This is a genomic window from Mesorhizobium silamurunense (assembly GCF_014843825.1).
In the GTDB taxonomy this organism is placed as follows: domain Bacteria; phylum Pseudomonadota; class Alphaproteobacteria; order Rhizobiales; family Rhizobiaceae; genus Mesorhizobium; species Mesorhizobium silamurunense.
The window spans coordinates 1-23,995 of the sequence record NZ_JHQR01000208.1 but is presented as its reverse complement, the minus strand read 5'-3'; the positions used below and the strand labels follow the sequence as shown (position 1 = coordinate 23,995).

Genomic DNA, 23,995 nt, shown 5'->3' with positions numbered 1-23,995 from the left:
TCCCCAAAAAGGAATTGAAATGCCCCAGTCACGAAAGATCATCATCGACACTGACCCCGGCCAGGACGATGCCGTCGCCATATTACTGGCGCTCGGCAGCTCCGAGCTCGAGGTCGTCGGCATCACCGCCGTTGCCGGCAACGTGCCACTGAAACTCACCGAGAAGAATGCCCGCAAGATCTGCGAGCTCGCCGGACGGCCGGACATCAAGGTCTATGCCGGCGCGATCCGGCCGCTGGTGCGCGAGCTGGTCACCGCCGAGGAAGTGCATGGCAAGACCGGCCTCAACGGGCCGCAGCTGCCCGAACCGACCATGCCGCTGCGGGAGCAGTACGCCGTCGATTTCATTGTCGAGACGCTGATGCGCGAGGAGAGCGGCACGATCACGCTTTGCCCGCTCGGGCCGCTCACCAATATCGCGCTGGCGCTGATCCGCGAGCCGCGGATTGCGCCGCGCATCAAGGAAATCGTGCTGATGGGCGGCGGTTTCTTCGAGGGCGGCAACGTCACGCCTGCCGCCGAGTTCAACATCTATGTCGACCCGCAGGCGGCCGACGTGGTGTTCAAGTCGGGCATTCCGATCGTGATGATGCCGCTCGACGTCACCCATAAGGCACTGACCACCGCCAAGCGTACCAAATCCTTCCGCGGGCTCGGCACCAAGGTCGGCACCGCAACCGCCGAGATGCTGGAATTCTTCGAGCGCTTCGACGAGGAGAAATACGGCACCGATGGCGGGCCGCTGCACGATCCGTGCGTGATCGCCTATCTCCTCAAGCCCGAGTTGTTCAGAGGCCGCCGCTGCAATGTCAGCGTCGAGACGACGTCGGAGCTCACCATGGGCATGACGGTGATCGACTGGTGGGGCGTCACCAAGCGGGAAAAGAACGCCATGGTGATGCGCGACATCGACCATGACGCTTTCTTTGCGCTGCTGGTCGAGAGGCTGGGGCGACTCAACTGACGTTTAGACCGCCGGCAAGCGCGCGCCGTCACCCGTTGAGTAGTCGATAGGTGTCGGCGCCGTGCTGTCGTTCAATGGGAACGACCGAGCCGACCAGATGCGGTCGCCTCACATCGTCGTCGACAGATATCCGTGTGTTGTCGTCATCGAGGCGCACATCGTAGGTGTAGTATAGATTATGACCTACCATGCCGTACGGATTGATAGGCTTCACTCTGACATATTCGACCACGCCCATCACGCGTTGAGTGGCGATGACCGGATTAGCTTGAAGCTCTACGATCGCGATGGATTTCATCAGCGCAAATGCGCAGAAGAAAGCGGCGCCGATCACGGCGTCGCTGTACTCGTATTGCCAAATAAGCAAGCGATTCCGGAAGGAAACGTTTGACTTGTTCATACTGAAGAGTTGTGCGGTAGAGCGCAACTATTCAATGGGTGCTTAAAAAGAATTACGGGTCTAGAGCGTTGCCGATCACTTCGCCTTCGAGAACGCCAGCCACAGCCCCCCACCGACCAGGAAGCTGCCGCTGATCCGCGACATCAACTTGACGCGGCTGGCCGACAGAATGCGACCGGCGCGGCCGGCGGCAAGCGCGTAGGTCGAATCCGACATGGCGGCGAAGATCATGGCGGTAAGGCCCATGACAACGATCTGCAGCGTGTAATTGCCCTGCGGCGCGATGAACTGCGGGAAGAAGGCGCCGAAGAAGACAAGCGTCTTCGGGTTGGAGATCGCCACCAGGAAACCCTGCAGGAAGAAGCCGCCGCGCGGCTTCCTCGCAGAGCCGTCCGGGTTCAGCGTGCCCTTGGCGCGAAACATCTGCACGCCCATCCAGATCAGATAGACGGCGCCGATCAGCCTGACCCATTCGAACCAGTGGCCCATGCCGGCGATCAGCGTGTTGAGGCCGATGCCGACAATGGCGATCATGATGGCGAGGCCGGCCTGGGTGCCGGCAACATTGGCAAGTCCGGCGCGCGAGCCGTGGCGCATGCTGTTGGCGATGATCAGCGTGACCGTGGGCCCGGGCACCAGGATGATGACGATGCAGGCGACGACATAGGTGGCGTAGAGTTCCAGCGACATGATCTTCCTCGAACAGGATGGCGCCGACTTGGGCGGAGCGCGATCAATGCACGGAGTTGGCGTCGGTGCAAGCTGGCAAGGCAGGGCGGCCCGTCAGGCGGCCCCGGCTGGCCAGGGCAGCGTCGCCTCATAAGCGGCGCCGGCTCTGAGTACCGCGAGGTCGCCGCGCGGGCGGCCGATCAGTTGCATGCCCATCGGCCGACCCTTGTCGTCGAAGCCGACCGGCACATTGAGCGCCGGGCAACCGCCCAAGGTGGCAAAGGCGGAGACCTGCATCCAGCGGTGATAGCTGTCCATGGGCCGTCCCGCGACCTCGCGCGGCCAGTGGGTGGCGACGTCGAACGGAAAGACCTGCGCGGTTGGCAGCACGATGAGGTCGAAGCGCTCGAACAGCGACAGCAGCGCGCGGTGCCAGGAGGAGCGCCGGACCGTGGCGGCATGGACTTGCGGCGCCGTGAGGCGCATCGCCTGCTCGACTTCCCAAACCGCTTCCGGCTTCAGCAGCTTGTGCTTTTCCGGATCGTCGTAATGCACCTTCAGCCCGCAGCCGCTGCTTGCCTGGCGCAGCGTCGCGAAGGCCTGCCACAGCGCTTCGAAGTCGAAATCCGGCACCAGAGCCTCGGTATGGAAGGATGCCTCGGCAAAGCGGGCGAGGGCAGCCTCGCACAGCTCGAGGATTCCAGGCTCCATCGGCAGGTGGCCGCCGAGATTGCCGAGCCAGGCGACCCGGCCGCCGGTCGCCTTCATGCGCAAGCCTTCGAGAAATGAGCCCTGCTTGTCATGCGACAGCGGCGCGTGCGGGTGGTAGCCGGCTTGCTCATCGAGCAGCAACGCGATGTCGGCGACGTTCCGGCCCATCGGCCCTTCGACGCCCATCTGGGCGTGGAAGACATCGATGTCGGGGCCGGCCGGCACGAGCCCCTGCGAGGGGCGGAAGCCGTAGACGTTGTTGTATGCCGCCGGATTGCGCAGCGAGCCGCCGAAGTCGCTGCCGTCGGCCACAGGCACCAAGTCGAGCGCCAGCGCCACCGCCGCGCCGCCGCTCGAGCCGCCGGCGGTGAGCGCCGGATCGAAGGCGTTGAGCGTCGGTCCGAAGACAGGATTGTAGGTGTTGGAGCCAAGGCCGAATTCCGGAACATTGGTCTTGCCGATGATGATGGCGCCGGCCTTGCGGAGGCGCTCGACGAAGAAATCGTCCTCCTGCGGGACGAAATCGGCGAGGATCGGCGAGCCGAAGGTCGTCCTCAGGCCCTTGGTCAGGGCCAGGTCCTTGATGGCGATCGGCAGGCCGAACAGCGATCCGGTCGCGTCGCCCTGCGTCAGATGGGCATCGGCCCGGTCGGCTTCGGCCAGTATGTCGGCGCGCTCGCGCAGCGATACGATGGCGTTGACCAGCGGGTTCACGGCCTCGATGCGGTCGAGAAAGGCATTGACGACTTCGCGCACCGAAAGGCGCCGCTGCCGGATGGCTTGGGCAAGATCGATCGCGGACAGGCGGCAGATGTCGCCGGCCGGCGGCACGGCATGCTTGGTTACAGGACGCATCGCCGTCACCGCGCGGCCAAGGCGGCGTCGACGTCCTTTGCCAGCGGGATCGCCGGCTGCGCGCCAGGTTTCAGGCAGGCGAGCGAGCCCGCAGCGGCGGCGCGCGCGAGCGCCTGTTCGAGCGAAAGGCCAGACGACAGGCCGGCGCCGAAATAGCCGCAAAAAGTGTCACCGGCACCGACCGTATCGACCGGGACGATCTTCAGCGCCGGGACGGTGAGGAAATCGTCGGGAGTGGCGGGCAGGCAGCACGCCATCGCCGCCGAGCGTGACGACGATGGCGCGGCCGGTCTTTTGGGCATAGTCGCGCATCCGCGCCTGCCGGTCGCGCCCGGACAGCGCCAGCGCTTCGCCATAGAGGTCGAACTCGGTCTCGTTGGCGACGGCGTAGTCGGCCTTGCCGACAAGGCCTGCGGCCTCGGCGCGGAAAGGCGCGGTGTTGAGCACACTGACGGCGCCTGCCTCGCGCGCGCCATCGAGCGCGGCCTCGACCGTCTGCAGCGGGATCTCGTGCTGCAGCAGCACGACATCACCCTTCTTCAGATGGGCCTTGGCGATGTCGCCGGGCAGCACGGAATCATTGGCGCCCGGCACCACCGCGATCACGTTCTCGCCGTCGGCGCCGACCAGGATCAGCGCCGTGCCGGTCGAGGCGAAGCTCTCGCCGACGCCGGAAAGATCGACATTGCCGGCCTTGAGCAACGCCAGTGCATCCCCGGCAAAGCTATCCTTGCCGACGGCCCCCACCATGCGCACTTGGGCGCCGGCGCGGGCGGCGGCCAGCGCCTGGTTGGCGCCCTTGCCGCCGGGAGCGGTGGCAAAGCCGGAGCCGCGGACCGTCTCGCCGGGCTCCGGCAAGCGGTCTACATTGGCGATCAGGTCGAGATTGATCGAGCCGACGATGATGATCAAGAAACGCCTCCTGGCGGAGCGGGTGAGCCTTCGATCGAAGGCCGATGCGCTCCAAGTCCTTGCTTTTACGCAATTGATTGCGCGAGAGGCTAGCCGCAAAGACCGCCAGTTGCCAGATCATGTCGGTTGTTCGCGCCGGCGGCCCACAGCATCATTCGCAGCGCACGGTGACCGTGCCTTGATAATTGCCCGCCGGGAAGACGCCGGGCGATTTCGTCGCGGTGAGGTCGACCTGGACGGAGTGGGTTCCGTTGGTCACCCGTTGCGGCGAACTTCCGGGAATGTCGAGCCCGGAGCCATCGAGGCGGAAGACAGTGTCAAAAGTGACGTTGGTATCGCCGCCGCTCGGCGCGGAAGTGAAGGCGATCGGCGCCGGTGCCGAGACCGAATAGCAGTCGAGCAGGTTGAGCAAGGTGCAGAGCAGCGAACTTGCGGTGATGGTGGCGGTGGCGCTCGATCCGCCCGCCTGCCTGGAGCCGAATATGTTGATCGCCGGGTTCGCCTTCATCGTTCCCGAACTGCCGATCATGATCGTGCAGGTGCCGACGATCGCGGCCTGCGCGGGCACGCCGAAAGCGGCGAGCGCGGCTGCGACAAGCAGCGCGCGGCTAGTTCTTTTTCTTTCACTTGGCACCGTCGGTTCCGCCTCTGATGCTCCAGCCTTCGTTGGCCCATGCCGGTGGCGTGCCCGAGGGAGCCGCGGCGGCCACGCTCCCGGTGATCTGGCCGTCTGGGGCCAGTCCCATCTTCAGGAGCCGCAACTCCATCTGCAGGCGCTCGACCTCGAGCTCGTAGAGGCGGCTGCAGTCCAGGCGCTTGGGCGTCCGCCCGATTGGGATCACCACGCGCCCATATGTGGCGATGTCGCTGTTCGACTGGCTGCTGGTGTTGTTGCCCCGGATGACACCGACATCGAGATAGGCACCGCTGCCGGAAACGGCTGAGCGGCAGGTCGTGCCGTCGCTGGCATGAACCTCGTCCTGCCCCTGGGGCAGGACGACACCGGGCAAGCTGAAACCCGTCTGGTTCTGGTTCAGGTTCAGGATATCCTCTGCAAACCCATGACTGACGACCGCCAGGGTGGTCAGCAACGAAAGGGTCAGAACCTGCGATGTCCGAAAAACTTTCCGCATATCTGTGCCCTTATCTGCGTCTGCTCGCCTGGAAAGGGGATACTCTCGGTACAGATACGCACTTTGCGATCGGTCGCGCCGTCGAACGGGACGACCACGAGAACCGGACGTGATGCCTGTCCGGCAAGGAGAAAGGCGCGCGGCGATATCTCGGCATCGATCGGCTGGAAGTCCTGGTCGTAGACATGAACCTCGACCCGGATGCGTTGGTCATAAGGGTTGCCCGGAAAGATCCGCACGGCGAAGGCGTCGGCGAAGGCTCTCACCTCGCCGCGCATGGGCGTCATCGACTGGGCCGTCGCCGCAAGGGGAGCAAGGCTTGCCGCCAGCGCTGCCACGAAGATCCGAACCTTTGTCAACGACCGCTCCATTCGCGAGAGAGTTATTCGCAGCGCACCGTCACGGTCGCCTGGTAGCCGCCGGCCGAGAAGCGATTGGTGCCGCCCTTGGTGCCGGTAAGGTTGATCGCGGCCGTCGACGTGCCGGGCACGGTGAGCGGCGTTGCCGTGCCGGTTTCGGCAATCGTCTGCGCGCCGGAAGTGGCGAAGGTCGGTGTCCAGGTGGTGGCTGTGACGTCGCTCGCCGGCACGGTGGTGACGGTCACCGGGTCCACGCTCAACGAAACGCCGCCCGTCGTGTCGACCTGGACGCTGCCGGCCGAACCGCCCGCATTGTGGGAACTCAGCGATTGCAGGTTGCTGCTGACGGTCATGGTGCCGTTGGAATTGACGGTCAGTGTGCAGGTGGCGGTGATGGTGCCGTTGAAGAGGACATTTCCAGTGGCGGCCGATGCCGTCTGGCCAGCGCAGGCGGCCAGCAGGCTTGCGGCCATTGCGGCGCGCAGGAATTTCATCGAGACCCCTCTTTCGAGCCGAATGGCCGGCTCAGTTTCGAGGGCATCATCCCTTTATCGTGGTAAATTTAGCGTTAACTGAAATAACAACGGAAAGCAACTTGTAATACAACCGGCGAAACCAGAGGTTGCCGCCGGTTGTATTTTGCAGATATTTGGAGATTTTGTTTCAGTTATACTTTTTTATATTGTGGCTCGCGCTTTTTTGCAACGGCGCGCAGAAAAATCGAGGTTCAGGACGCCACTTGTCCCGCTTCCCAACCGAGGATGGCGCGCTTGCGCGTCAGCCCCCAATGGTAGCCGGTGAGGGCACCGGACTTGCCGAGCGCGCGGTGGCAAGGAACCACGAAGGACATCGGATTGGCGCCGACCGCCGCGCCGACAGCCCGGCTTGCGCTCGGCGCACCGATGCTTGCCGCGATCGAGGAATACGTGCAGGCCCTGCCCATCGGGATGCGCAGCAGCGCCTCCCAGACACGCAACTGGAAGTCCGTGCCGATCATCACCACGCGCAGCGGCTGGTCGGCACGCCAGAGCGTCGGATCGAAGACGCGCGCGGCATAGGGCTGGGTGGCCGACATGTCCTCGACATAGTTGGCGTTCGGCCAGCGGCCGGACATGTCGGCAAAGGCGGCCCGCTCGCCGCCGGCATCGCAGAAGGCGAGGCCGGCCAGTCCGCGGTCGGTGACCATGACCAGGGCGATGCCGAAGGGCGAGATGTGGTAGCCGTAGCGGATGGTGAGGCCGGCGCCGCGGGTTTTGTAGTCGCCGGGCGACATCGCCTCGTGGGTGACGAAGAGGTCATGCAGCCGGCCTGGGCCAGACATGCCGAGCTCGAAAGAGGTTTCCAGCAGCGGCATGCCGGAATCGAGCAGCTTGCGGGCATGGTCCAGCGTGACCGCCTGCAGGAAGGCCTTGGGCGACAGGCCGGCCCAGCGCGTGAACAGTTTCTGCAGGCCGGTGGGCGTCTCGCCGACGGCCTCGGCCAGGACCTCCAGCGAGGGCTGGTCGCGATAGTCGAGGCTGATCTTTTCGATGGCGCGGCGAACCACTTCGTAGTCGCTGCCCTCAGGAGTGACGTCGTTTTGCAGGATCGCGGACGGTTTCATCAGGGTATTCATGGTCATCTGGGCGTTCATGGCAATATCTCCTTGACCGCGAATATCGTTCTTCCAGTGCTTTGCCACCACCCGAAACTTGCCTTCCCGCCGCCCATACCCAGATAGAGCTGGCTTCATATGAAGGGGACAAGCATGGCCGGCGAAAAGATAAGCCTGACCGGGGCGAGGGAGACCCTGCTGATGACGCTCTACGGCAAGGCGCTGGAGAGCAGGCTGCCTCATTCGCTGCTCAGGGACCACTTCGCCGACGCGGCGGTGCGCAAGATCGATTATGATTTTTCCAGGCTCATGGTCGACGGCAATCTCGGCCTCGGCTTTGCCATCAGGGCCAAGACGCTGGATGTCGCCGTTCAGGACTTCATCGCCAGAAATCCCGATGCGATCGTGCTGCATCTGGGGTGCGGGCTCGATACGCGCGTTTTTCGTGTCGATCCGCCACAAGGCGTGGACTGGTTCGACGTCGACTACCCGGACGTCATCGCGTTGAGACGCAAGCTATACCCGTCCAGGGACCACTATCACCTCATCGCTTCATCGGTGACCGAACCGGATTGGCTGGCTGACGTACCCCGCAATCGCTCGGCGATCGTCGTGGCGGAAGGACTGACGCCTTATCTCGCGGCCGACGAGGGGCCGCGTCTGTTTTCGCGGCTTGTTTCGCATCTTGCCGCCGGCGAGTTGATGTTCGACGCCTACAGCCGTTTCGGCCTGGCGCTGGTTCGCCTCAATCCGGCCGTCAAGGCGACCGGCGCCGAAGTTCACTGGGCGATCGCGGACCCGCGCGAACTGGAGCGAGCCGTTCCGAAGCTGCGGTTCGTCGAGGAGGTTTCGGCCTACAAGCCGGAGCATGGCGCGCGCATGCGCCTTCGCGCGAAACTGTTTGTCCGCCTCTGGAAACACATTCCGGCGCTGCGCAAGATCGGCCGGCTGTTGCGCTATCGCTTCTGACGCGCGGTGGTTCAGCGCGCCCTGGCGGTCGCCAGTGCGCGCGAAAAGGCGGTCGCAAAACTTTCGCGGGAGTCGGGGTCCAGGAAAGACCCGATCGAAACGCTTCTGCCTTGCGCCTCGACGGCCATTTTGGTGATGCCTATCTCGGCATGCCGGGCGATCGAAAACCGCGCCCAGAACGGGTTGAAGCGATGATCCTCGAAGCGGCCCGACGGCGCCGTCTTGCGGATGTCGAGGCTGGTGCGAGAAACCGATATTTCTTCACGCGCACGGGCCGCCCGATAGTTGACGCGGAAGGCGATGTAGACGGCGACCACGTCCAGCCCGAAGAAGCCGAAGACCGGCCATGCACCATGCGCCAGGAAGATCGCCCCGGTGACCGCCCAGCCGAACATGAGCGCGCACATCAATATCAGAAAGCCGGTCCGGCCGAGGGAACGATGCGGCGTCAGCAGGGCTTGAAAAAATGGCTCGTCGGCTTCGAACGAGGCGTTTGTGTCGCTCATGGGGAGATATTATAGGGAGGGAATGGCGCCGCCCAAGTCCAAAAATTCCTCACCCGTCAAAAAGCCATCAGCCTCCGCCTCAGGCGGCGATGCGAAAGCAAGGACGCCTTCCCGGCAGGGCGGATCGCGCTCGCTCTACACACCCGCCGAGGTGCATGAGATTTTCCGACGTTTTTCCGTGCAACGGCCCGAGCCGAAGGGCGAACTCGACTACATCAATCCCTTCACGCTCTTGATCGCGGTGGTGCTGTCGGCGCAGGCGACCGACGCCGGCGTCAACAAGGCGACGAAGCAGCTGTTTGCGGTGGCCGACACGCCGCAGAACATGCTGGCGCTCGGCGAAACCAAGATCGGCGACTATATCCGCACCATCGGGCTTTGGCGCAATAAGACCAAGAACGTCATTGCGCTCTCCAAGGCGCTGATCGACGACCATGCCGGCAAGGTGCCGGAGGACCGCGACGAACTGGTCAAGCTACCGGGCGTGGGGCGCAAGACCGCCAATGTCGTGCTCAACGTCGCCTTCGGCCAGCATACGATGGCGGTCGACACGCATATCTTCCGCATCGGCAATCGGATCGGGCTGGCGCCCGGCAAAACGCCGGAACAGGTCGAGCAGGGGCTCTTGAAGGTCATCCCGGCCGAATATATGCGCCACGCGCATCACTGGCTGATCCTGCACGGCCGATATGTCTGCAAGGCGCGCAAGCCCGACTGCCCGGCCTGTGTTATCGCCGACATCTGCAAGTCCAAGGAAAAGACCACCGACGTGCCGGCGCCGCTGGTGCCCATCGCCCCCTTGAGGGAGGCCTTTCCCGCAGAGGTCTAGAGTCTTTGTCTTTTCGCAATTCCGGACCGCTTTTCCTGGAATTGCTCAGTAACCGTAGCCCCGCGCCATCGCCGCGGCAAAGACAGGGATGAGCAGGAAGATGAAGCCCTCGGCGCGGACATAGTTCCTCACCGAGGCGAGTTCAGCCGCCGGCACCGAGAAAGAGGGATTGCCGCTCGCCTGCCTGCTCCAGGAGATGAAGCGCATCGTGGGGATGATCGACAGCAGGCCGACGATGATGAAGGCCGCCATCTTTGCCCAGAACACCCAGTTGTAGACGTAGAATTCCCAGCCTTTCAGCCCGAGGAACACCCGGCAGACGCCGATGATGACGATCAGCGCGGCGATGATGCCGTAGGGGCGGTCGATGCCCGCAAGGCGCTTGAGCGTCGCCGCCCCCAGGTCGCCGCGCACCAGCACGAACTCGGCGCCGATGATGCCGGCCAGCGAGAACACCAGAAGGTGATGGGCGATCGCCAGCAGAAGGTCGGTGGTGTCCATGTTTCTTCCTTCGATCGAAGAGCGCGAGTGTTGAATCAGTTTTCAGCAGTTGCAGAGTAGCATCGCGAGGCAAAATCCCATATGCGCAAGCTAACCATAAGCGTCGTTGACGCCACCTGCCGGCAGTCTATTGCTTGGAACCATGAGCCGACTGAAGCGTGCCCTCAATCCGATGCCTGAAGACGTTCGAGCCGTACTCGCGGAACGGGGACTGATGGCCGCCTATGATGCGCGGCCGGACTATCAGCGGAACGACTATCTTGGCTGGATCGTCCGCGCCAAACGCCCTGAAACGAGGCGGAAGCGGCTTAACCAGATGCTCGACGAACTGGCGCTCGGCAGCGTCTATATGAACATGGCCTGGCACGGCTGAAGCCGGTCCTCCGGCGTTTTGCCTGTCTGTCACCTCGTTTGCCTCTGGAAGATGGCTCCGGTCATCCTGGCCCTTGTTCGAACATGCTGGTTTGCTAAGCGCTTCCGCCTCAACAGAGGTGAATGCCATGAGCATTGGAAGGGAAGCCGGCGTGCCGATCCTGGAGACGGCGCGGACCGTCCTGCGGCCGCACCGGCTCGACGATTTCGAAACCTATATCGCCATGTGGGCGGACCCCGGCGTCACCCGTTTCATCGGCGGCAAGCCGCGCACCCGCGAGGAAAGCTGGATGCGCTTCCTGCGCCACGCCGGGCTCTGGTCGCTGCTTGGTTATGGATTCTGGGCGATCGAGGACAAGGCGACGGGCCGATTCATCGGCGAGGCCGGGTTCCATGATCTGAAGCGCGAGATCGAGCCCTCGATCGAAGGTGTGCCGGAGGCCGGCTGGGCGCTGGCTTCGGTCGCGCATGGCCAGGGACTTGCGAGCGAAGTCGTCGGGCGCATCGTCGCCTGGGGGGACGCGGTGTTCGGGCGAGCCAGGACCGTCTGCATCATCGATCCCGACAATGGCGCTTCGCTCAAGGTGGCTGAGAAGAACGGCTATCGCGAAATCCTGCGGACAACCTATCACGACAAGCCGACGATTCTGCTGGAGCGGCAGGCCGGAGGCAATCTCGGTTGATCAGCGCTTGGCCTTGGACCTGTTCAGGGCTGCGGCGGCGCGGACGAGAGCCTTGAGCGCTCCCTCGTCGATCTCCTCGCCTTCGCGAAAATCGATGGCGCGCCTTGTGTTGCCTTCGAGGCTGGAGTTGAAGAGGCGTGAGGGATCGGGCAGCGCCGCGCCCTTGGCGAAGGTCAGCTTGACGACCGCCTTGTAGGTCTCGCCGGTGCAGATCATCCCGGCGTCCTCCCAGACGGGCACACCGCGCCACTTCCACTCCTCGGTGACTTCCGGATCGGCCTCTCTGATCAGGGCGCGGAGGCGGCCGAGCACCTCGCCCCGCCAATCGCCCAATTCCGCGATACGCCCATCGATCAGCTCGGAAGGAGATTTGCTTTCCTGCATGCCGCTTTTCTCCATGTCTGTTCTCCCCAGTGCTGGACACGATCGCCATGATGGCTTTTCAGGCGAACCGTGCTCGATCGATAGTGCGCCTACGTTCGTTCGCCAGGCAATTGGCTTGCCTGTTTCACCCACGAGACGAACTGCGCTTCATCGAGCCGGTCATCCTCATGGATATGAAGATAGGCTTGGACCGGAGCGTCGCCATAGCCCTTGGCGATCTGCGGGTTGCCGCCTGAAAGCAAGATGGGTTTCGCGTCCGTGGGCCCGGCGGCAACTTTCGGCGATTTCGCCTTCGCCATCAGGCCGACTCCACCCGCTCGCGCGCGCCACGCCATCGTGCGGCATAGGGCAGCACGAACATATAAAGGCCGCTGAACAGCAGCAGGAAAAGCGGCAGGAGCGGCGAATAGACCACCAAGGCGGGAGGCTCGCCCAATGCCATGGCGACGAAGTTGGCGATGACGGTCACGGTAAAGACGATCGACAGCCAGCGATGCAACTGCCTGATACACTTGCTCCAGTCCAATGCTACCTCCTCTGCACGAACGAATGAAACGCCTGCCTTACCAGCGCGCCAGCTGCGTGATCTGGATGAGATTGCCGCAGGTGTCGTTGAGCTGCGCGATGGTCGAGCCGGTCACCTCGGTCGGCGCCATGGCGAAGCTGCCGCCATTTGCCGCGATGCGCTCGTGGTCGCCCTTGATGTCGTCGGTGAACAGCATGAGCGCCGGCTGGCCCTGCTTGAAGATGGCCTGCTGGTAGGTCCTGGCCGCCGGATTGTCGTTCAGCGCCAGCTGCAGCTCGGCGCCGTCCGGGTCTTCCGGCGAGGCGACTGTGAGCCAGCGAAACGGTCCGTTGGTGAAATCGGCTTTCTTGGTGAAGCCCAGCACGTCCGTGTAGAAGCCAAGAGCCTTCTCCTGGTCATCGACATAGATACTCGTCAGCTTGATCTTCATGGCATGTCTCCATTGCTCGCGCCTGCAGGTTGCCACCCGCCAACAGCTTCCGCTTTTTTGAACCCCTTCGGCGGGACCTCAGTCGATCCGCGCCAGGACCTCTTCCAGGGCTGTAAGGAACTTCTTCCAGCCCACAATGGCGCCCCGGTAGTACGGCTCCTGGTCAGTCCGGAAGCCCGTCTGCTCCATGCGCAAATGCGTGCCTGTGCTTGTCGCGGTGAGCGTCCAGGTGACGACGCTCTCCAGATCCTTGGTGTCCCAGGTGTAGGACAGCGTCTTGTTGGGCTCGACGGTCTGGACCTGGCACTCGACGCCGCCCCAGTCCGCGCTCAGCTCGAAACGATGGTCCACGACCGGCTTGAAGTTGTTCTTCATCAGCCACTCCTCGATGAGATGCGGTTGGGTCAGCGCCCGCCAGATCTTTTCCGGCGGATAGGGAATCTCGCGCTCGACGACGACGGAGCGCGTTCCGGCCGGCATATCGTTCATTGATCCATCCTCTTCAGCAGATCCTCGAGATCATCGAACCGGCTCTCCCAGAAGCCTGCCATCTCGCGAGTCCAGTCCATCAGCGGCGCCAGCGCGCCAAGCTGCGCGCTGTAGTGGGTCTGCCGGCCCTCATGGCGATCGCGCACCAGCCCGGCTTCCTTGAGAAGGCCAAGATGCTTCGACACCGCCGGCTGCGAGACACCGGCCTCGGCCGTCAGCGCGCCGACCGTCTGCTCGCCTTGACGGCACAGACGCTCAAAAATGGCGCGCCTTGTCGGATCGGCAAGCGTTCGGAAGAGCATATCGTGCGCGGCGGTCATTCCAATCAATAACCCGTTGGCTATTGATTGACCTATAACCATTCAGATATGGGTGAGTCAAGCGGAAGAGTGGAGCGGGCGGAAGAGTGGAGCGGGCGGAAGAGTGGAGCGGGCGGAAGCGTGGAGCGGCAGGACGGTTCTTGTCACGGCATCGTTGCGGACGCCGTCCCGTGCCTCAGCGCTTCCAGAAATCGCGGTGCGGTGCGAGCAGCTCGCCCGCGATTTCGGGAAAGGGGCCAAAGACCTCGATCTTTTTCTGGCCGGAGTCGAGAACGGTGCGCGAAGAAAGGCTCATCGTCGGATTCGCCGCGTGATCCCCGGTAAGCGCGAGAAGCTCGGTCTCCTCGAAGCCGTAGACCAGCCGGCCGATATTCGCCCAATAGAGCGTTCCGGTGCACATCGCGCAGGGCTCGCCGGTTGAGACCAGCGTGCAGGTCCACAGAAACTGCGGCGAATAGGCAGCCGCCGCGCGTCGCGCAAGTTCGGTCTCGGCGTGATGCACGGTGTCGATATTGCCTTGGCGCATGAGGATCGTGTCGTCGGGGCCGACCAGCACCGCACCGAACGGATGATGCCCGTGTGCGGCCGCCTCGCGCGCGGCGGCGTCGGCGGATCGGAGATGGGCGAGCATCTGATCGCGGGTCATGGCAAACCCTATCGCGCCGACGGGCGGCTCTTTGAGCCGAGATTGCTGCCAAGGGACGCGATTGGCAAGAGCTAACCGTCGCTTGAGCGTCCACCCGCCCCAAGCGCGGCGACATCGGCATGTTGCGTGCCGGATATTCCATTTCGGTCTTCTCCACGACGCGCCTCTGTCGTGGTTTTGGCCGGCGTGTCCAGGCTTGCCGCATCCAGCATGGATGCGTCCTCGCCGAAGGCGCGGGTGGCGCGGGCGGCTGCTTCGAGCAGCGGGCGCTTCATGCGCGTGAGGAAGGCGGCGTCGACCCGCGTGCTCGGCCCGGCGAGCGTCAGCGCGCCGAGCAGTGTCTGCCCAGGTCCGAACACAGGGGCGGAGATGCCGGCCGTCTGCGGATCGCGGTCGCCGATCGAAATGCAGTTATAGGTTTTCCGGATCGTCTCGTAAGGCTCGCCCTGCTCACCCGAGAAGGCTGCAAGCACCCGGCCGCCGGAGCCCACCAGCAAAGGCAGCACGTCGCCTTCACGTATCGTGTAGCGGATCGGGTGCTTGGACTCGACCCGGTAGAGACAGGTGCGCACGTCGCCCGAGCGGACGTAGAAGGCAACGCTTTCCCAGCTCCGTTCGGAGAGATCGCGCATGATCGGCAACAGGATATCCATCGCCACGACCGAGCGCTGGTAGAGCGCGCCGAGCCTGAAGGTGGCCGGTCCGATACGGTAGCGTCCGTCTTCGAGCCGTTCCAGCAATTGCCCCCGCATCAGCGAGTTGGCCAGCCGCAGGATCGTGCTCTTGTAGAGGCCGGTTCGGGCCGCGATCTCGGCGAGGCCGAGCGACCGGTCGGCAATGGTGAACGCGTCGAGGATGGCGATCGCGCGGTCGAGCGCGGCAACGCCATCGGCCGGGGCCTGGCTTGGAGGTGTGTCTGTCATTTTCATCGTGGTCGCCCTATCCGGGAATGATCCCGGACATGCGGATTTAGTCCGGTCTAATGTGTTCTGTCCAGCAGAATGGCATTCCCGTTGACAGAACGCGGTAACAAATGCTTGAACTCGAATGCGGGTCTTAATTCAGGCCACGTCTTGGCAGGCACCGGAGGAGGTGTCGTGATTTGGAGGAATCCCATGCTGAACAGACGCAGATTCTTGACGACCACCGCAGCGGCCGGTGCTGCCGGTTTCGCCGCTTTGCATTTCGCACCCGCCTTTGCGCAGGATACCCCGCAGATCCAGATCTTCGTGCCGGCGGCACCCGGCGGCGGCTGGGACCAGACCGCGCGCACGATCGACCAGGTGCTGCGCTCCGAAAAACTGATCTCCGGCTCGCAGATCACCAATGTCGGCGGCGCCGGCGGCACGGTCGGCCTGCCGCAATTCGTCAACCAGTGGAAGGGCAAGGGCAATTCCCTGATGGTTGCCGGCATGGTCATGGTCGGCGCCATCATCGCCAACAAGGCGGCCAACAATCTCACCGAAGTGACGCCGATCGCGCGCCTCACCGGCGAGTTCGAAGCGCTGGTAGTGCCGGCTGCCTCGCCGTTCAAGACGGCTAATGATTTCGTCGCGGCGCTCAAGGAGGATCCGACGAAGGTTCCAGTGGCCGGCGGTTCGGCCGGCGGCTCCGACCACATCCTGTTCGGCCTGATCGCCAAGACGGCCGGCGTGCCTGCCGCCAACCTGTCCTATGTGCCTTTCGCCGGCGGCGGCGAGGCGCTGTCGGCGCTGCTCGGCAACCAGGTCGCGGCCGGCATCTCCGGCTATGGCGAGTTCTCAGAGCAGGTCAAGGCGGGCGCGCTCAGGTTGCTGGCGATCTCGTCCGACAAACGGCAGGAAGGTATCGATGCGCCGACGCTGAAAGAAGCCGGCATCGATGTCGAGCTGTTCAACTGGCGCGGCGTCTTCGCCCCGCCCGGCGTCTCCGACGACGACAAGGCGGCGATGATCAAGCTGGTCGAGGCCATGGCCAAGAGCGATGCCTGGGCGACCGAGTGCAAGAACCGCAACTGGACGCCGATCCTGCTGACCGGCGACGACTACGCCAAATTCGTCACCGAAGACACGGCCCGCATCGGCGCCATCCTCAAGGATCTCGGCCTCGCCTGAGCCGGTTTCCGCCTGATCTCGAGGGAAGCCGCATAGCCTCCTTCGAGACAGCGTGGACATGCGGCGGTTCAGGAATGAAACTGCGGCGATGCCGGTAGTGGAAGGCCGGCCATCCGGGGAGGAGATCATGAGCACCAGCGACCAGCAGGCGTCACCGCCGCGCCTTGGCGTACCCGAATTGTTGATCGGCGTCGGGCTCCTCGCCTGCGCCGGCGCCGTTGCCTGGCAGACCCTGGCGATCCCGGTATCGCCGCTCTATTCCAAGGTCGGCCCGAGGGTCTTTCCCTATATCACCATGGCCGGGATGATCGTGCTTTCCCTGCTGCTCATCGTTGCCGCCCTGCGCGGCGGCTGGCAGCCCGAGGAAGAAAAGGAAACGCCGACCGACTGGAAGGCGATGGGCCTGGTGGTCGCCGGCCTCGTCGCCAATCTTCTGCTCATCCAGCCGCTCGGCTTCACCGTCGCCTCGGTGGTCATGTTCGTGCTGGTCTGCTTCGGCTTCGGCAGCCGGCATCCGCTGCGCGATGCATTGCTCGGCTTGGTGCTTGCGCTAGCGGCCTATTTCGGCTTCGCCAGGGCGCTCGGCGTCAACATCGGCGCCGGCCTGATCGAGAACCAGCTCAATGTGCTGATCAACGCCGTCCTCGGTATCGGGAAAGGCTGAGACGATGGACACGCTCGGTTATCTCGCGCACGGATTCGCGGTCGCCTTCACGCCGACCAATCTGTTGTGGTGCCTGCTCGGCACGACGCTCGGAACCGCGATCGGCGTGCTGCCCGGCCTCGGGCCGGCGCTGACGATCGCGTTGCTTTTGCCGATCACCTACCAGGTGGCGCCGGAAGCTTCCTTCATCCTGTTTGCCGGCATCTATTACGGCGCCATGTATGGCGGCTCGACGACGTCGATCCTGCTCAACACACCCGGCGAAAGCGCCACCATCGTCACCGCGCTCGAGGGCAACCGGATGGCGCGCTCGGGCCGCGGTGGCGCGGCGCTCGCGACCTCCGCGATCGGCTCGTTCGTGGCCGGCACCATCGGCACGCTGGGCGTCGCCTTCCTGGCGCCGATCGTGGTCAAATTCGCGCTGGCCTTCGGTCCGGCGGAATATTTCTCGCTGATGGTGCTCGCCTTCATCACCGTTTCGGCGGTGCTCGGCTCGTCTTCGGTGCGCGGGCTCACCAGCCTGTTCGTCGGCTTCGTCATCGGCATGATCGGCGTCGACCTGCAGACCGGGCAGCCGCGCTTTACCTTCGGCATGGGTGAACTACTCGACGGCGTCGATGTCATCGTCGTCGCGGTCGGCCTCTTCGCGGTCGGCGAGACGCTCTACATGGCCTCGCGGCGCTATGCCGGCAAGGACGAGATCGTGCCGCTGAAGGGCTCGCTCTACATGACGGCGGCCGAATGGGCACGCTCGTGGAAGCCGTGGCTCAGGGGTGCCGCGATCGGCTTCCCGATCGGCGCGATGCCGGCCGGCGGCGCCGAAATCCCGACCTTCCTCTCCTACGCCATCGAGAAGAAGCTCTCCAGGCACAAAGAGGAGTTCGGCACGGTCGGCGCAATCGAAGGCGTCGCCGGGCCGGAGGCCGCCAACAACGCGTCCGCCGCCGGCGTGCTGGTGCCGATGCTCACACTCGGCCTGCCGACCTCGGCGACGGCGGCGATCATGCTGTCGGCCTTCCAGAGCTACGGCATCAATCCCGGGCCGCTGCTGTTGACGACGCAGGCCAACCTCGTCTGGGGCCTGATCGCCAGCCTGTTCATTGCCAATGTCATCCTTGTCATCCTCAACCTGCCGCTGATCGGCCTGTGGGTGCGTCTGCTGAAAATCCCGGCGCCGCAGCTCTATGCCGGCATCCTGGTGTTCGCCACCGTCGGCACCTACGGCATCTCGCAGTCGCCGATCGACCTCGTCATCCTCTATCTGCTGGGTGCGGCGGGTTTCTTGATGCGGCGCTTCGACTTTCCGACCGCGCCCGTCATCATCGGCATGATCCTCGGCCCGCTCGCCGAGACGCAGTTCCGCCGCGCGATGACGATCGCCAATGGCGACTGGACGGTGTTCTACCGGCACCCGCTGTCGCTGACGCTTCTTTCGCTCGCCTTAATCGGTCTCGTCGGCCCGCATATCTGGGCCTGGATCGAACACCGGCGCACGCGCGGACCGGAGCATGTGCCGGGCGATGCCTGACCGATTTGGAGCATCATGACAGACCTGCTTTCCGGCATCCGCGTCCTCGACCTCACCAACGTGCTGGCGGGCCCTTACTGCGCCTACCAGCTGGCGCTGCTCGGCGCCGACGTCATCAAGGTCGAGGCGCCGCCCGGCGGCGATCTCGCGCGCCAGCTCGGCGCCTCGCCGGACCTCAACAAGGCCGGCATGGGGGCGTCCTTCCTGGCGCAGAACGCCGGCAAACGATCTGTCGTCCTCGACCTGAAGAAGGAAGCCGACCGCGACCGCTTCCTCGATCTCGTCGCCACGTCGGACGCTCTGGTCGAGAATTTCCGGCCGGGCGTCATGGATCGGCTCGGCCTCGGCCATGAGAAGCTGAAAGAGGTCCGGCCCAGCCTCGTCTATTGCGCGATATCGGGTTTCGGGCAGACCGGGCCGATGCGCGGGAACCCGGCCTATGACCAGATCATCCAGGGATTGTCCGGGATCATGAGCATCACCGGCACGCCGGAGACCGCGCCGCTGCGCGTCGGCTATCCGGTCGCTGACACGCTTGGCGGGCTGGTCGGTGCCTTTGCGATCGCCGCGGCGCTTGTCCGGCAGAAGACGAGCGGCGAGGGCGCCTTCCTCGACGTGTCGATGCTTGAATGCACGCTATCGGCGCTAGGCTGGCCGGTGTCGAATTATCTGACGGCGGGCGTCGAGCCGCGGCCGATGGGCAACGAGAACATGACGGCCGCGCCCTCCGGCGCTTTCCGCACCGGCGAGGGCCTGCTCAACATCGCCGCCAACAAGCAGGAACAGTTCGTGACCCTTTGCGGGTTGATCGGCCGGCCTGAACTCGCGTCGGATCCGCGCTTCGCCGAGCGCGAGACGCGCAAAGAGAACCGGGCCGCATTGAAGACGCTGATCGAGGACGCGCTTGCCGCCGCCCCGGCCGCTGCCTGGGAAGAAAAACTCAACCAGGCCGGCGTGCCGGCGGGGCGTGTGCTGACGATCCCGCAAGTGCTGGAGGAGCGTCAGGTGACGGAGCGCGGCATGTCGACCCGCTTCCAGCATGTACCGGGCATGGACCGGCCGCTAAGGGTGGTGCGCGGCGGCTTTATGGTCGACGGCGCTGCACCCGCGCCCGCCGGGCCGCCGCCGCGGCTTGGCGAGCATGTGGACGAGATTTTCGCCACCTTGCCGGCGCGCGGCAAGACGAGGGCGCGGGCATGAGCGGCGAGAAGAAGACCGGCCGCGAGCGTGGCGAGGAATGGTGGCAGACCGGTATCATCGAGATGCGTCCCGGCGTGATCCGGCTGCGCGGCTATGAGATCCAGGACCTGATCGGCCGCGTCAGCTTCCCGGCGATGATCTGGCTGATGCTGCGCGGCGAATTGCCGAGCGAGGACCAGGCGGCGCTGCTCGGCATCGCGCTCGGCGCCGCCATCGACCATGGCCCTCAGGCACCCTCGATCGCGATCGCGCGCATGGCCGCCACCTGCGGCGTCGGCATCAACAACGCCATGGCCTCGGCCATCAATGTACTGGGCGACGTGCATGGCGGGGCCGGCGAGCAGGCGCTTTCCCTCTATGGCGACGTCGCCGCTGCGATGGATGGCGGCGCGAGCCTTGAGGAAGCGGTGGCGGCGCGGCTCGACCGGTTCTTCGCCGAGGACAAAGGCTACCTTCCCGGCCTTGGCCACCGTTTCCACCCGATCGATCCGCGGGCGCCGCGCCTCATCGAACTGACGCGCGAATTTGCCGTGCGCGGCGTCGTCAGCGGGCGCTTCGCCGACATCGCCGAGGCGATCGAGGCGGAGGTCGCAACGCGCAAAGGCAAGACGATCCCGCTCAACATCGACGGCGCCACCGCCGTCATCTATGGCGAGCTTGGCTTCCCGCCGCCGCTGACGCGCGGCCTGTTCGTGCTGTCGCGCTCCGTCGGCATCCTCGCGCATGCCTGGGAGCAGTCGCAGGAGAGCGACCGCAACAAGGGGCCGCTGCCCAAGGAATGGCTGTGGGCCTATACGGGGACGCCTGCACGGGCATTTCCTGGCGACTCCGATTAGATCGTCTTACGCCGGATCGGTTGCCGGGGCCGTCAAATCCCTCAGCAGCGTGGAAAGCTCCGGCTCGTCGATCAGCAGCGCCGCGTCGGCCGCCGGCAGCCAGGCCCGCTGGCGGTTCGCGGCTTCCTGCCAGTCGGCCATCTCCTCGGTGACCTCGAGCAGATAGACCACCACGTCGACGCGGGCAAAACGGCTGGCCAACCGTTTCCAGTAGGAATAAGTGCCAGCAGGCTGCTTCAACACCTTGCCCAGCACGCCAGCCTCTTCCTGGGCCTCGATCATGGCTGCCTTGCGCCCGCTCTTGCCCTTCATCGGCCAGCCCTTGGGCACAATGAAGCGCCTGGTCGTGCGCGAGGTGACCAGCAACACCTCGGGGCTGCCATTTTCGCGCAGACGAAAGGGGATGGCCGCCACCTGGCGGATCCGCTCTCCTTTCTTTGCCCTGCGTACTGCTTTCTTCTTGGCTGTTGCCATCCCAAAATCCGATGAGAGCGGCATTTCTGCCGTACGCTATCCGCACGGCAAAAATTCCGCTCCTGCAAATCCCAAAACCGCCGTCTATGCAACCCGGCTTTGCCGACACTAAGTCGGCTAAATAAACCGAAAAAAGAAAAATGTCAGCGGCAGACCCGCGAAACGGTGGTGCCAATCACCTGAGACTGGCAATTCTGCTTGACGACCGGCACTTCAGGGCGAGACTTGGGCACGATCTGCCGGTCCTGCTCGCGGTAAAGCTGCTGCTGTTGCTGGAACTGCTGCCTCTGCAACTGGTTCCGGAGCGTCTGCAGTTCGTTCTGCTGGATCAGGGCGTTGCGGTCTGTCGGGATGACGACCTGGGCCGAAGCGTATGAAGCCGCGCCCAAAAGGGCCGCGATCGACAGAGCCGCCGAAATCAAAACCGCCGACAAGCGAGGATGCGACATCGCTTCCTTCCGCATGAAAAAAAGAACTTTGCCGTAATATAGGGAGTTTGTCCGGATGTGCCATGGTCCAGGGCTTCGCCTGTGGCTAGTTGATCGATTGTCGTGCCAAGAAGATCCGACCTGCTCCCCCGGCATTGCACTTGACGGCAGCAGTGGTTTCGCCGCTCTATCGCGCGGCCCGGTTTACGTGGCTGGATCGGGCGGGGTGAAGAGGAATTCCATGAAAATCAGGTACAAATTGTCCGTCGCGATGCTGGCCGTCGCAGGCGTCGTAGGTCTGCCGGCTTTCGCCGCGCAGAACAAGGGCGACAAGGTCGCGCAGGCGGCCAACCAGCCGGTCGACGCCGCGGCCAAGCCGCAGCTGCCGGGCGGCGCCTCGGCACTGTCGGAGACGCATGGCGACTGGACGGTCAATTGCCAGGTCACCGGCACGAACAAGATATGCAGCCTGTCGCATCAGCAATTCAACAAGCAGAGCGGCCAGCGTCTTTTGGCGATCGAATTGACGACCAAGACCGGCCAGGATGCCACGGGCACGCTGGCGCTGCCCTTCGGGCTGGCCTTGGCCAACGGCATTTCGCTCGAGATCGACGACAAGAAGCTGGAAGGGACCCTGCAGTTCAACACCTGCCAGGCCGTCGGCTGCCTGGTGCCGGTGGCGTTCGATGCCGGCACCACCTCGCTGCTGCAGAACAGCACCACGCTGAAGATCAACGCCACGGCGGCGGACACGGCGCAACCGATCGCCTTCGCCATCTCGCTCAATGGATTTGCGGGCGCGCTGGCCAGGACGGCCGACCTATCGGCGGACTGATCGCCGCGCGGCCTTGAGCGATCGGTGGCCGCCAGTCGCTCCTTACCCTTTCAATCGACCTCACGCAAACGGTAGCCGACGCCGGTCTCGGTGATGATGTAGCGCGGTTGGTCCGGCGTCTTCTCGATCTTCTGCCTCAACTGGCGGACATAGACCCTCAGATATTGCACGTCGGTCGAGTCGTTCCAAATCTGCTTCATCAGGAACTGGTGAGTGAGCACCTTGCCGGCGTATTGCACGAGCATGCGCAGGATGTCGTATTCTTTCGGCGACAGTTTTACTTCCTTGCCCTCGATCTTGACGATGCGTTTCACTAGGTCGACCGACAGGTCGCCGGTTTGAAAAACCGGCTTCTCGCCCTGCTGCTGGAATTTGTGGCGCAGCGCCACACGGATGCGGGCGACGAGCTCGTTCATGCCGAAGGGTTTTGTCACATAGTCGTCGGCACCGAGCTCGAGTGCCTGGACGATGCCGGCCTCGTCGGTGCGGCTCGACAGTATGACCACCGGAATGTCGAGGCCGTCGTTGCGCCATTTGCCGAGCAGCTCGAGGCCGGTCATGCCGGGCAGGCCAAGGTCGAGCAGGATCAGGTCGGGCGGCTGCGTCTCAATGAGCTCGATCGCCGCCTTGGCATTCGGCGCCTCGGATACCGCATAGCCCTGGCTGCCGAGGCCGACGCGAAGCAGCTTGCGGATCGGCGGCTCGTCGTCGACGACCAGGATGCTGACGTTCTGGCTGGTCATGCAGCGTCATCCGTTTTGGCGACGGCCAGGTTCGGAATTTCCTCCGGTACCGGCATGCGGATGGTGAAGATCGCGCCCGGCCGGTCGGTGCGGTTCGCCGCCGAGATCATGCCGCCCATGGCCTCGACGAAGCCGCGGCTGATCGACAGGCCGAGCCCCGTGCCGGCGCGGACCTGGTCGCGTTTGCGCACGCGGTAGAAGGTGTCGAAGATGCGCTCGAGGTCGTCGGGCGGAATCCCCGGTCCCTCGTCCATGACCTGCAGGATGACGGAGCCGTTGTCGACCCAGCCTTGCAGGCGGATGGTCGAGTCGGGAGGCGCATATTTCGCGGCATTGTCGAGGAGGTTGAACAGCGCCTGCTCGAACAGGACGGGGTCGAGGCGCAGCATCGGCAGGTCCGTCGGAATGTCGGTGTCGATCCGGTGCTCGCCGGTGATCTTTCGGGCTCGATCGAGCGCCGAACCGACGATATCGCCGACATAGTGGAAAGCGTAGTTCGGCTCCATGGCGCCCGACTCGATCTTGGTCATGTCGAGCAGATTGGCGATGAAGCGGTTCAGCCGCTCCGATTCGTCGACCACGGTGGAGAGAAGTTCCGCGCGGTCCTTCTCGGGGAGGGCGGCCGCGTATTCCCGCAGCGTGCCGGCGGCGCCCATGATGGCGGCAAGCGGCGTCTTCAGGTCATGCGAGATCGAGGTGAGCAGCGCCGTGCGTAGCCGGTCCGCTTCCGCCGCCAGCCTGGCGCGATCGACATCGGCGACAAGCTGGATGCGCTCGATGGCGACCGCCGCCTGGTCGGCAAGCGCGTCGAGAAGACGCTGCTGCTCGGGTGTCAGCAATGGGCCTTGCTTGTCGTTGTCGAGGCCGACGACGCCGACCGCCGTGCGCCCCGTCCGCAAAGGCAGGTAGAGGCGCTTTGCGCCCGGCAGCGTGTCGGCGCCG

Annotated in this window: 33 protein-coding genes and 1 pseudogene; 11 read left to right on the top strand and 23 right to left on the bottom strand. The window is 64.4% G+C overall.

Annotation, left to right across the window (positions count from 1 at the left end; all coding sequences use genetic code 11):
• Positions 1-19 precede the first annotated feature (19 nt).
• The gene (locus tag DH10_RS23165) at positions 20-964 is read left to right on the top strand and encodes a nucleoside hydrolase (RefSeq protein WP_192385385.1); all 945 of its coding nucleotides are present in this window, start codon (positions 20-22) and stop codon (positions 962-964) included.
• A gap of 28 nt (positions 965-992) precedes the next feature.
• Here DH10_RS23165 and DH10_RS23160 read toward each other — a convergent pair whose 3' ends face one another.
• The 9 genes and pseudogenes from DH10_RS23160 to DH10_RS23120 form a co-directional block, all read right to left on the bottom strand.
• Positions 993-1,364 carry a hypothetical protein gene (locus DH10_RS23160; protein WP_192252199.1) on the bottom strand — a complete coding sequence of 124 codons (372 nt, stop codon included), beginning with the start codon at positions 1,362-1,364 and terminating at the stop codon, positions 993-995.
• Positions 1,365-1,439: 75 nt separating this feature from the next.
• A complete protein-coding gene (locus DH10_RS23155; RefSeq protein WP_192385384.1) occupies positions 1,440-2,054 on the bottom strand; it encodes a LysE family translocator in 615 nt (204 codons plus the stop codon).
• Positions 2,055-2,147: 93 nt separating this feature from the next.
• Positions 2,148-3,599 carry an amidase gene (locus tag DH10_RS23150; protein ID WP_192252205.1) on the bottom strand — a complete coding sequence of 484 codons (1,452 nt, stop codon included), beginning with the start codon at positions 3,597-3,599 and terminating at the stop codon, positions 2,148-2,150.
• A gap of 5 nt (positions 3,600-3,604) precedes the next feature.
• Positions 3,605-4,511: pseudogene (locus DH10_RS23145) on the bottom strand (ribokinase).
• A gap of 151 nt (positions 4,512-4,662) precedes the next feature.
• Positions 4,663-5,145, bottom strand: a complete 483-nt coding sequence (locus tag DH10_RS23140) for a hypothetical protein (RefSeq protein ID WP_192252211.1) — start codon at positions 5,143-5,145, stop codon at positions 4,663-4,665.
• Entirely contained in the window at positions 5,135-5,644 is a 510-nt protein-coding gene (locus DH10_RS23135) for a hypothetical protein (protein WP_192252214.1), read from the bottom strand. The genes DH10_RS23140 and DH10_RS23135 overlap by 11 nt, the downstream gene beginning before the upstream one ends.
• The gene (locus DH10_RS23130; RefSeq protein WP_192252217.1) at positions 5,611-6,015 is read right to left on the bottom strand and encodes a PDZ domain-containing protein; all 405 of its coding nucleotides are present in this window, start codon (positions 6,013-6,015) and stop codon (positions 5,611-5,613) included. The genes DH10_RS23135 and DH10_RS23130 overlap by 34 nt, the downstream gene beginning before the upstream one ends.
• An 11-nt stretch (positions 6,016-6,026) precedes the next feature.
• Positions 6,027-6,497, bottom strand: a complete 471-nt coding sequence (locus DH10_RS23125; RefSeq protein ID WP_192252220.1) for a hypothetical protein — start codon at positions 6,495-6,497, stop codon at positions 6,027-6,029.
• A 233-nt stretch (positions 6,498-6,730) separates the two neighbouring features.
• On the bottom strand, positions 6,731-7,636 hold the full coding sequence (locus DH10_RS23120) for a methylated-DNA--[protein]-cysteine S-methyltransferase (protein ID WP_192252223.1): 906 nt from the start codon (positions 7,634-7,636) through the stop codon (positions 6,731-6,733).
• 114 nt (positions 7,637-7,750) lie between these two features.
• On the opposite strand from DH10_RS23120, the gene DH10_RS23115 reads away from it, so the two are divergent.
• Positions 7,751-8,566, top strand: a complete 816-nt coding sequence (locus DH10_RS23115; RefSeq protein ID WP_192252226.1) for a class I SAM-dependent methyltransferase — start codon at positions 7,751-7,753, stop codon at positions 8,564-8,566.
• 11 nt (positions 8,567-8,577) lie between these two features.
• On the opposite strand, the gene DH10_RS23110 is transcribed toward DH10_RS23115, so the two are convergent.
• Complete coding sequence (locus tag DH10_RS23110; RefSeq protein ID WP_192252230.1) at positions 8,578-9,072, bottom strand: DUF2244 domain-containing protein; 495 nt, start codon at positions 9,070-9,072, stop codon at positions 8,578-8,580.
• 22 nt (positions 9,073-9,094) lie between these two features.
• On the opposite strand from DH10_RS23110, the gene nth reads away from it, so the two are divergent.
• On the top strand, positions 9,095-9,901 hold the full coding sequence (gene nth, locus DH10_RS23105) for an endonuclease III (RefSeq protein WP_192252232.1): 807 nt from the start codon (positions 9,095-9,097) through the stop codon (positions 9,899-9,901).
• Between the two features lie 45 nt (positions 9,902-9,946).
• On the opposite strand, the gene DH10_RS23100 is transcribed toward nth, so the two are convergent.
• Positions 9,947-10,402, bottom strand: coding sequence for a DUF2214 family protein (locus DH10_RS23100; RefSeq protein WP_192252235.1), 456 nt, complete (start codon positions 10,400-10,402; stop codon positions 9,947-9,949).
• Between the two features lie 142 nt (positions 10,403-10,544).
• Between DH10_RS23100 and DH10_RS23095 the strand changes: the two genes are divergently transcribed.
• Both DH10_RS23095 and DH10_RS23090 read left to right on the top strand, forming a co-directional pair.
• Complete coding sequence (locus DH10_RS23095) at positions 10,545-10,775, top strand: YdeI/OmpD-associated family protein (protein WP_192252238.1); 231 nt, start codon at positions 10,545-10,547, stop codon at positions 10,773-10,775.
• A 127-nt stretch (positions 10,776-10,902) separates the two neighbouring features.
• Positions 10,903-11,457: a GNAT family N-acetyltransferase gene (locus DH10_RS23090; RefSeq protein WP_192252241.1), complete on the top strand. Its 555-nt coding sequence runs from the start codon at positions 10,903-10,905 to the stop codon at positions 11,455-11,457.
• Here the strand turns inward: DH10_RS23090 and DH10_RS23085 are convergent, their stop codons facing one another.
• The 8 genes from DH10_RS23085 to DH10_RS23050 all read right to left on the bottom strand — a co-directional run bounded on the left by DH10_RS23085 (position 11,458) and on the right by DH10_RS23050 (position 15,181).
• Complete coding sequence (locus tag DH10_RS23085) at positions 11,458-11,856, bottom strand: DUF1801 domain-containing protein (protein ID WP_192252244.1); 399 nt, start codon at positions 11,854-11,856, stop codon at positions 11,458-11,460. It lies immediately after the preceding gene.
• 74 nt (positions 11,857-11,930) lie between these two features.
• Positions 11,931-12,140 carry a hypothetical protein gene (locus DH10_RS23080; protein ID WP_192252247.1) on the bottom strand — a complete coding sequence of 70 codons (210 nt, stop codon included), beginning with the start codon at positions 12,138-12,140 and terminating at the stop codon, positions 11,931-11,933.
• Positions 12,140-12,367 (bottom strand): hypothetical protein, encoded by a 228-nt coding sequence (locus DH10_RS23075; protein WP_192252250.1) that lies wholly within the window; start codon positions 12,365-12,367, stop codon positions 12,140-12,142. The genes DH10_RS23080 and DH10_RS23075 overlap by 1 nt, the downstream gene beginning before the upstream one ends.
• Positions 12,368-12,404: 37 nt before the next feature.
• Entirely contained in the window at positions 12,405-12,797 is a 393-nt protein-coding gene (locus tag DH10_RS23070; RefSeq protein WP_192252253.1) for a VOC family protein, read from the bottom strand.
• Positions 12,798-12,875: 78 nt separating this feature from the next.
• Positions 12,876-13,286 (bottom strand): SRPBCC family protein, encoded by a 411-nt coding sequence (locus DH10_RS23065; RefSeq protein ID WP_192252256.1) that lies wholly within the window; start codon positions 13,284-13,286, stop codon positions 12,876-12,878.
• Positions 13,283-13,606, bottom strand: a complete 324-nt coding sequence (locus tag DH10_RS23060; protein ID WP_192252259.1) for an ArsR/SmtB family transcription factor — start codon at positions 13,604-13,606, stop codon at positions 13,283-13,285. The genes DH10_RS23065 and DH10_RS23060 overlap by 4 nt, the downstream gene beginning before the upstream one ends.
• Before the next feature lie 175 nt (positions 13,607-13,781).
• Entirely contained in the window at positions 13,782-14,252 is a 471-nt protein-coding gene (locus DH10_RS23055) for a nucleoside deaminase (protein ID WP_192252262.1), read from the bottom strand.
• Between the two features lie 71 nt (positions 14,253-14,323).
• Positions 14,324-15,181, bottom strand: coding sequence for an IclR family transcriptional regulator (locus DH10_RS23050; protein WP_246506294.1), 858 nt, complete (start codon positions 15,179-15,181; stop codon positions 14,324-14,326).
• A gap of 186 nt (positions 15,182-15,367) precedes the next feature.
• Here DH10_RS23050 and DH10_RS23045 point away from each other — a divergent pair, with 186 nt between their 5' ends.
• From DH10_RS23045 to DH10_RS23025, 5 genes are all read left to right on the top strand, one after another.
• Positions 15,368-16,345 (top strand): Bug family tripartite tricarboxylate transporter substrate binding protein, encoded by a 978-nt coding sequence (locus DH10_RS23045; RefSeq protein ID WP_192252264.1) that lies wholly within the window; start codon positions 15,368-15,370, stop codon positions 16,343-16,345.
• 127 nt (positions 16,346-16,472) lie between these two features.
• Positions 16,473-17,009: a tripartite tricarboxylate transporter TctB family protein gene (locus tag DH10_RS23040; protein ID WP_192252267.1), complete on the top strand. Its 537-nt coding sequence runs from the start codon at positions 16,473-16,475 to the stop codon at positions 17,007-17,009.
• Positions 17,010-17,013: 4 nt separating this feature from the next.
• Entirely contained in the window at positions 17,014-18,537 is a 1,524-nt protein-coding gene (locus DH10_RS23035; protein ID WP_192252269.1) for a tripartite tricarboxylate transporter permease, read from the top strand.
• A gap of 15 nt (positions 18,538-18,552) precedes the next feature.
• The gene (locus tag DH10_RS23030; RefSeq protein ID WP_192252272.1) at positions 18,553-19,737 is read left to right on the top strand and encodes a CaiB/BaiF CoA transferase family protein; all 1,185 of its coding nucleotides are present in this window, start codon (positions 18,553-18,555) and stop codon (positions 19,735-19,737) included.
• A complete protein-coding gene (locus DH10_RS23025; protein WP_192252275.1) occupies positions 19,734-20,573 on the top strand; it encodes a citryl-CoA lyase in 840 nt (279 codons plus the stop codon). Before DH10_RS23030 ends, DH10_RS23025 begins: the two co-directional genes overlap by 4 nt.
• Before the next feature lie 6 nt (positions 20,574-20,579).
• Here the strand turns inward: DH10_RS23025 and DH10_RS23020 are convergent, their stop codons facing one another.
• Both DH10_RS23020 and DH10_RS23015 read right to left on the bottom strand, forming a co-directional pair.
• The gene (locus DH10_RS23020) at positions 20,580-21,047 is read right to left on the bottom strand and encodes an NUDIX hydrolase (protein ID WP_192252278.1); all 468 of its coding nucleotides are present in this window, start codon (positions 21,045-21,047) and stop codon (positions 20,580-20,582) included.
• 143 nt (positions 21,048-21,190) lie between these two features.
• Complete coding sequence (locus tag DH10_RS23015) at positions 21,191-21,496, bottom strand: hypothetical protein (RefSeq protein WP_192252281.1); 306 nt, start codon at positions 21,494-21,496, stop codon at positions 21,191-21,193.
• A gap of 220 nt (positions 21,497-21,716) precedes the next feature.
• On the opposite strand from DH10_RS23015, the gene DH10_RS23010 reads away from it, so the two are divergent.
• Positions 21,717-22,310, top strand: coding sequence for an invasion associated locus B family protein (locus DH10_RS23010; protein ID WP_246506295.1), 594 nt, complete (start codon positions 21,717-21,719; stop codon positions 22,308-22,310).
• 50 nt (positions 22,311-22,360) lie between these two features.
• On the opposite strand, the gene DH10_RS23005 is transcribed toward DH10_RS23010, so the two are convergent.
• Entirely contained in the window at positions 22,361-23,053 is a 693-nt protein-coding gene (locus DH10_RS23005) for a response regulator transcription factor (protein WP_192252284.1), read from the bottom strand.
• The coding region (locus tag DH10_RS23000) for a sensor histidine kinase (RefSeq protein WP_192385383.1) at positions 23,050-23,995 on the bottom strand (946 nt) is incomplete at its 5' end. The genes DH10_RS23005 and DH10_RS23000, both read right to left, overlap by 4 nt.

Bases quoted from the DNA above. Each gene is read 5' to 3' on its own strand.
- DH10_RS23100 (WP_192252235.1), bottom strand. From the start codon at position 10,402: ATGGACACCACCGACCTTCTGCTGGCGATCGCCCATCACCTTCTGGTG.
- DH10_RS23160 (WP_192252199.1), bottom strand. From the start codon at position 1,364: ATGAACAAGTCAAACGTTTCCTTCCGGAATCGCTTGCTTATTTGGCAA.
- DH10_RS23135 (WP_192252214.1), bottom strand. From the start codon at position 5,644: ATGCGGAAAGTTTTTCGGACATCGCAGGTTCTGACCCTTTCGTTGCTG.
- DH10_RS23070 (WP_192252253.1), bottom strand. From the start codon at position 12,797: ATGAAGATCAAGCTGACGAGTATCTATGTCGATGACCAGGAGAAGGCT.
- DH10_RS23025 (WP_192252275.1), top strand. From the start codon at position 19,734: ATGAGCGGCGAGAAGAAGACCGGCCGCGAGCGTGGCGAGGAATGGTGG.
- DH10_RS23065 (WP_192252256.1), bottom strand. From the start codon at position 13,286: ATGAACGATATGCCGGCCGGAACGCGCTCCGTCGTCGTCGAGCGCGAG.
- DH10_RS23040 (WP_192252267.1), top strand. From the start codon at position 16,473: ATGAGCACCAGCGACCAGCAGGCGTCACCGCCGCGCCTTGGCGTACCC.
- nth (WP_192252232.1), top strand. From the start codon at position 9,095: ATGGCGCCGCCCAAGTCCAAAAATTCCTCACCCGTCAAAAAGCCATCA.
- DH10_RS23020 (WP_192252278.1), bottom strand. From the start codon at position 21,047: ATGGCAACAGCCAAGAAGAAAGCAGTACGCAGGGCAAAGAAAGGAGAG.
- DH10_RS23050 (WP_246506294.1), bottom strand. From the start codon at position 15,181: ATGAAAATGACAGACACACCTCCAAGCCAGGCCCCGGCCGATGGCGTT.
- DH10_RS23085 (WP_192252244.1), bottom strand. From the start codon at position 11,856: ATGGAGAAAAGCGGCATGCAGGAAAGCAAATCTCCTTCCGAGCTGATC.
- DH10_RS23055 (WP_192252262.1), bottom strand. From the start codon at position 14,252: ATGACCCGCGATCAGATGCTCGCCCATCTCCGATCCGCCGACGCCGCC.
- DH10_RS23155 (WP_192385384.1), bottom strand. From the start codon at position 2,054: ATGTCGCTGGAACTCTACGCCACCTATGTCGTCGCCTGCATCGTCATC.
- DH10_RS23035 (WP_192252269.1), top strand. From the start codon at position 17,014: ATGGACACGCTCGGTTATCTCGCGCACGGATTCGCGGTCGCCTTCACG.
- DH10_RS23030 (WP_192252272.1), top strand. From the start codon at position 18,553: ATGACAGACCTGCTTTCCGGCATCCGCGTCCTCGACCTCACCAACGTG.
- DH10_RS23115 (WP_192252226.1), top strand. From the start codon at position 7,751: ATGGCCGGCGAAAAGATAAGCCTGACCGGGGCGAGGGAGACCCTGCTG.
- DH10_RS23010 (WP_246506295.1), top strand. From the start codon at position 21,717: ATGAAAATCAGGTACAAATTGTCCGTCGCGATGCTGGCCGTCGCAGGC.
- DH10_RS23110 (WP_192252230.1), bottom strand. From the start codon at position 9,072: ATGAGCGACACAAACGCCTCGTTCGAAGCCGACGAGCCATTTTTTCAA.
- DH10_RS23090 (WP_192252241.1), top strand. From the start codon at position 10,903: ATGAGCATTGGAAGGGAAGCCGGCGTGCCGATCCTGGAGACGGCGCGG.
- DH10_RS23080 (WP_192252247.1), bottom strand. From the start codon at position 12,140: ATGGCGAAGGCGAAATCGCCGAAAGTTGCCGCCGGGCCCACGGACGCG.
- DH10_RS23120 (WP_192252223.1), bottom strand. From the start codon at position 7,636: ATGAACGCCCAGATGACCATGAATACCCTGATGAAACCGTCCGCGATC.
- DH10_RS23165 (WP_192385385.1), top strand. From the start codon at position 20: ATGCCCCAGTCACGAAAGATCATCATCGACACTGACCCCGGCCAGGAC.
- DH10_RS23045 (WP_192252264.1), top strand. From the start codon at position 15,368: ATGCTGAACAGACGCAGATTCTTGACGACCACCGCAGCGGCCGGTGCT.
- DH10_RS23125 (WP_192252220.1), bottom strand. From the start codon at position 6,497: ATGAAATTCCTGCGCGCCGCAATGGCCGCAAGCCTGCTGGCCGCCTGC.
- DH10_RS23095 (WP_192252238.1), top strand. From the start codon at position 10,545: ATGAGCCGACTGAAGCGTGCCCTCAATCCGATGCCTGAAGACGTTCGA.
- DH10_RS23060 (WP_192252259.1), bottom strand. From the start codon at position 13,606: ATGACCGCCGCGCACGATATGCTCTTCCGAACGCTTGCCGATCCGACA.
- DH10_RS23150 (WP_192252205.1), bottom strand. From the start codon at position 3,599: ATGCGTCCTGTAACCAAGCATGCCGTGCCGCCGGCCGGCGACATCTGC.
- DH10_RS23015 (WP_192252281.1), bottom strand. From the start codon at position 21,496: ATGTCGCATCCTCGCTTGTCGGCGGTTTTGATTTCGGCGGCTCTGTCG.
- DH10_RS23005 (WP_192252284.1), bottom strand. From the start codon at position 23,053: ATGACCAGCCAGAACGTCAGCATCCTGGTCGTCGACGACGAGCCGCCG.
- DH10_RS23130 (WP_192252217.1), bottom strand. From the start codon at position 6,015: ATGGAGCGGTCGTTGACAAAGGTTCGGATCTTCGTGGCAGCGCTGGCG.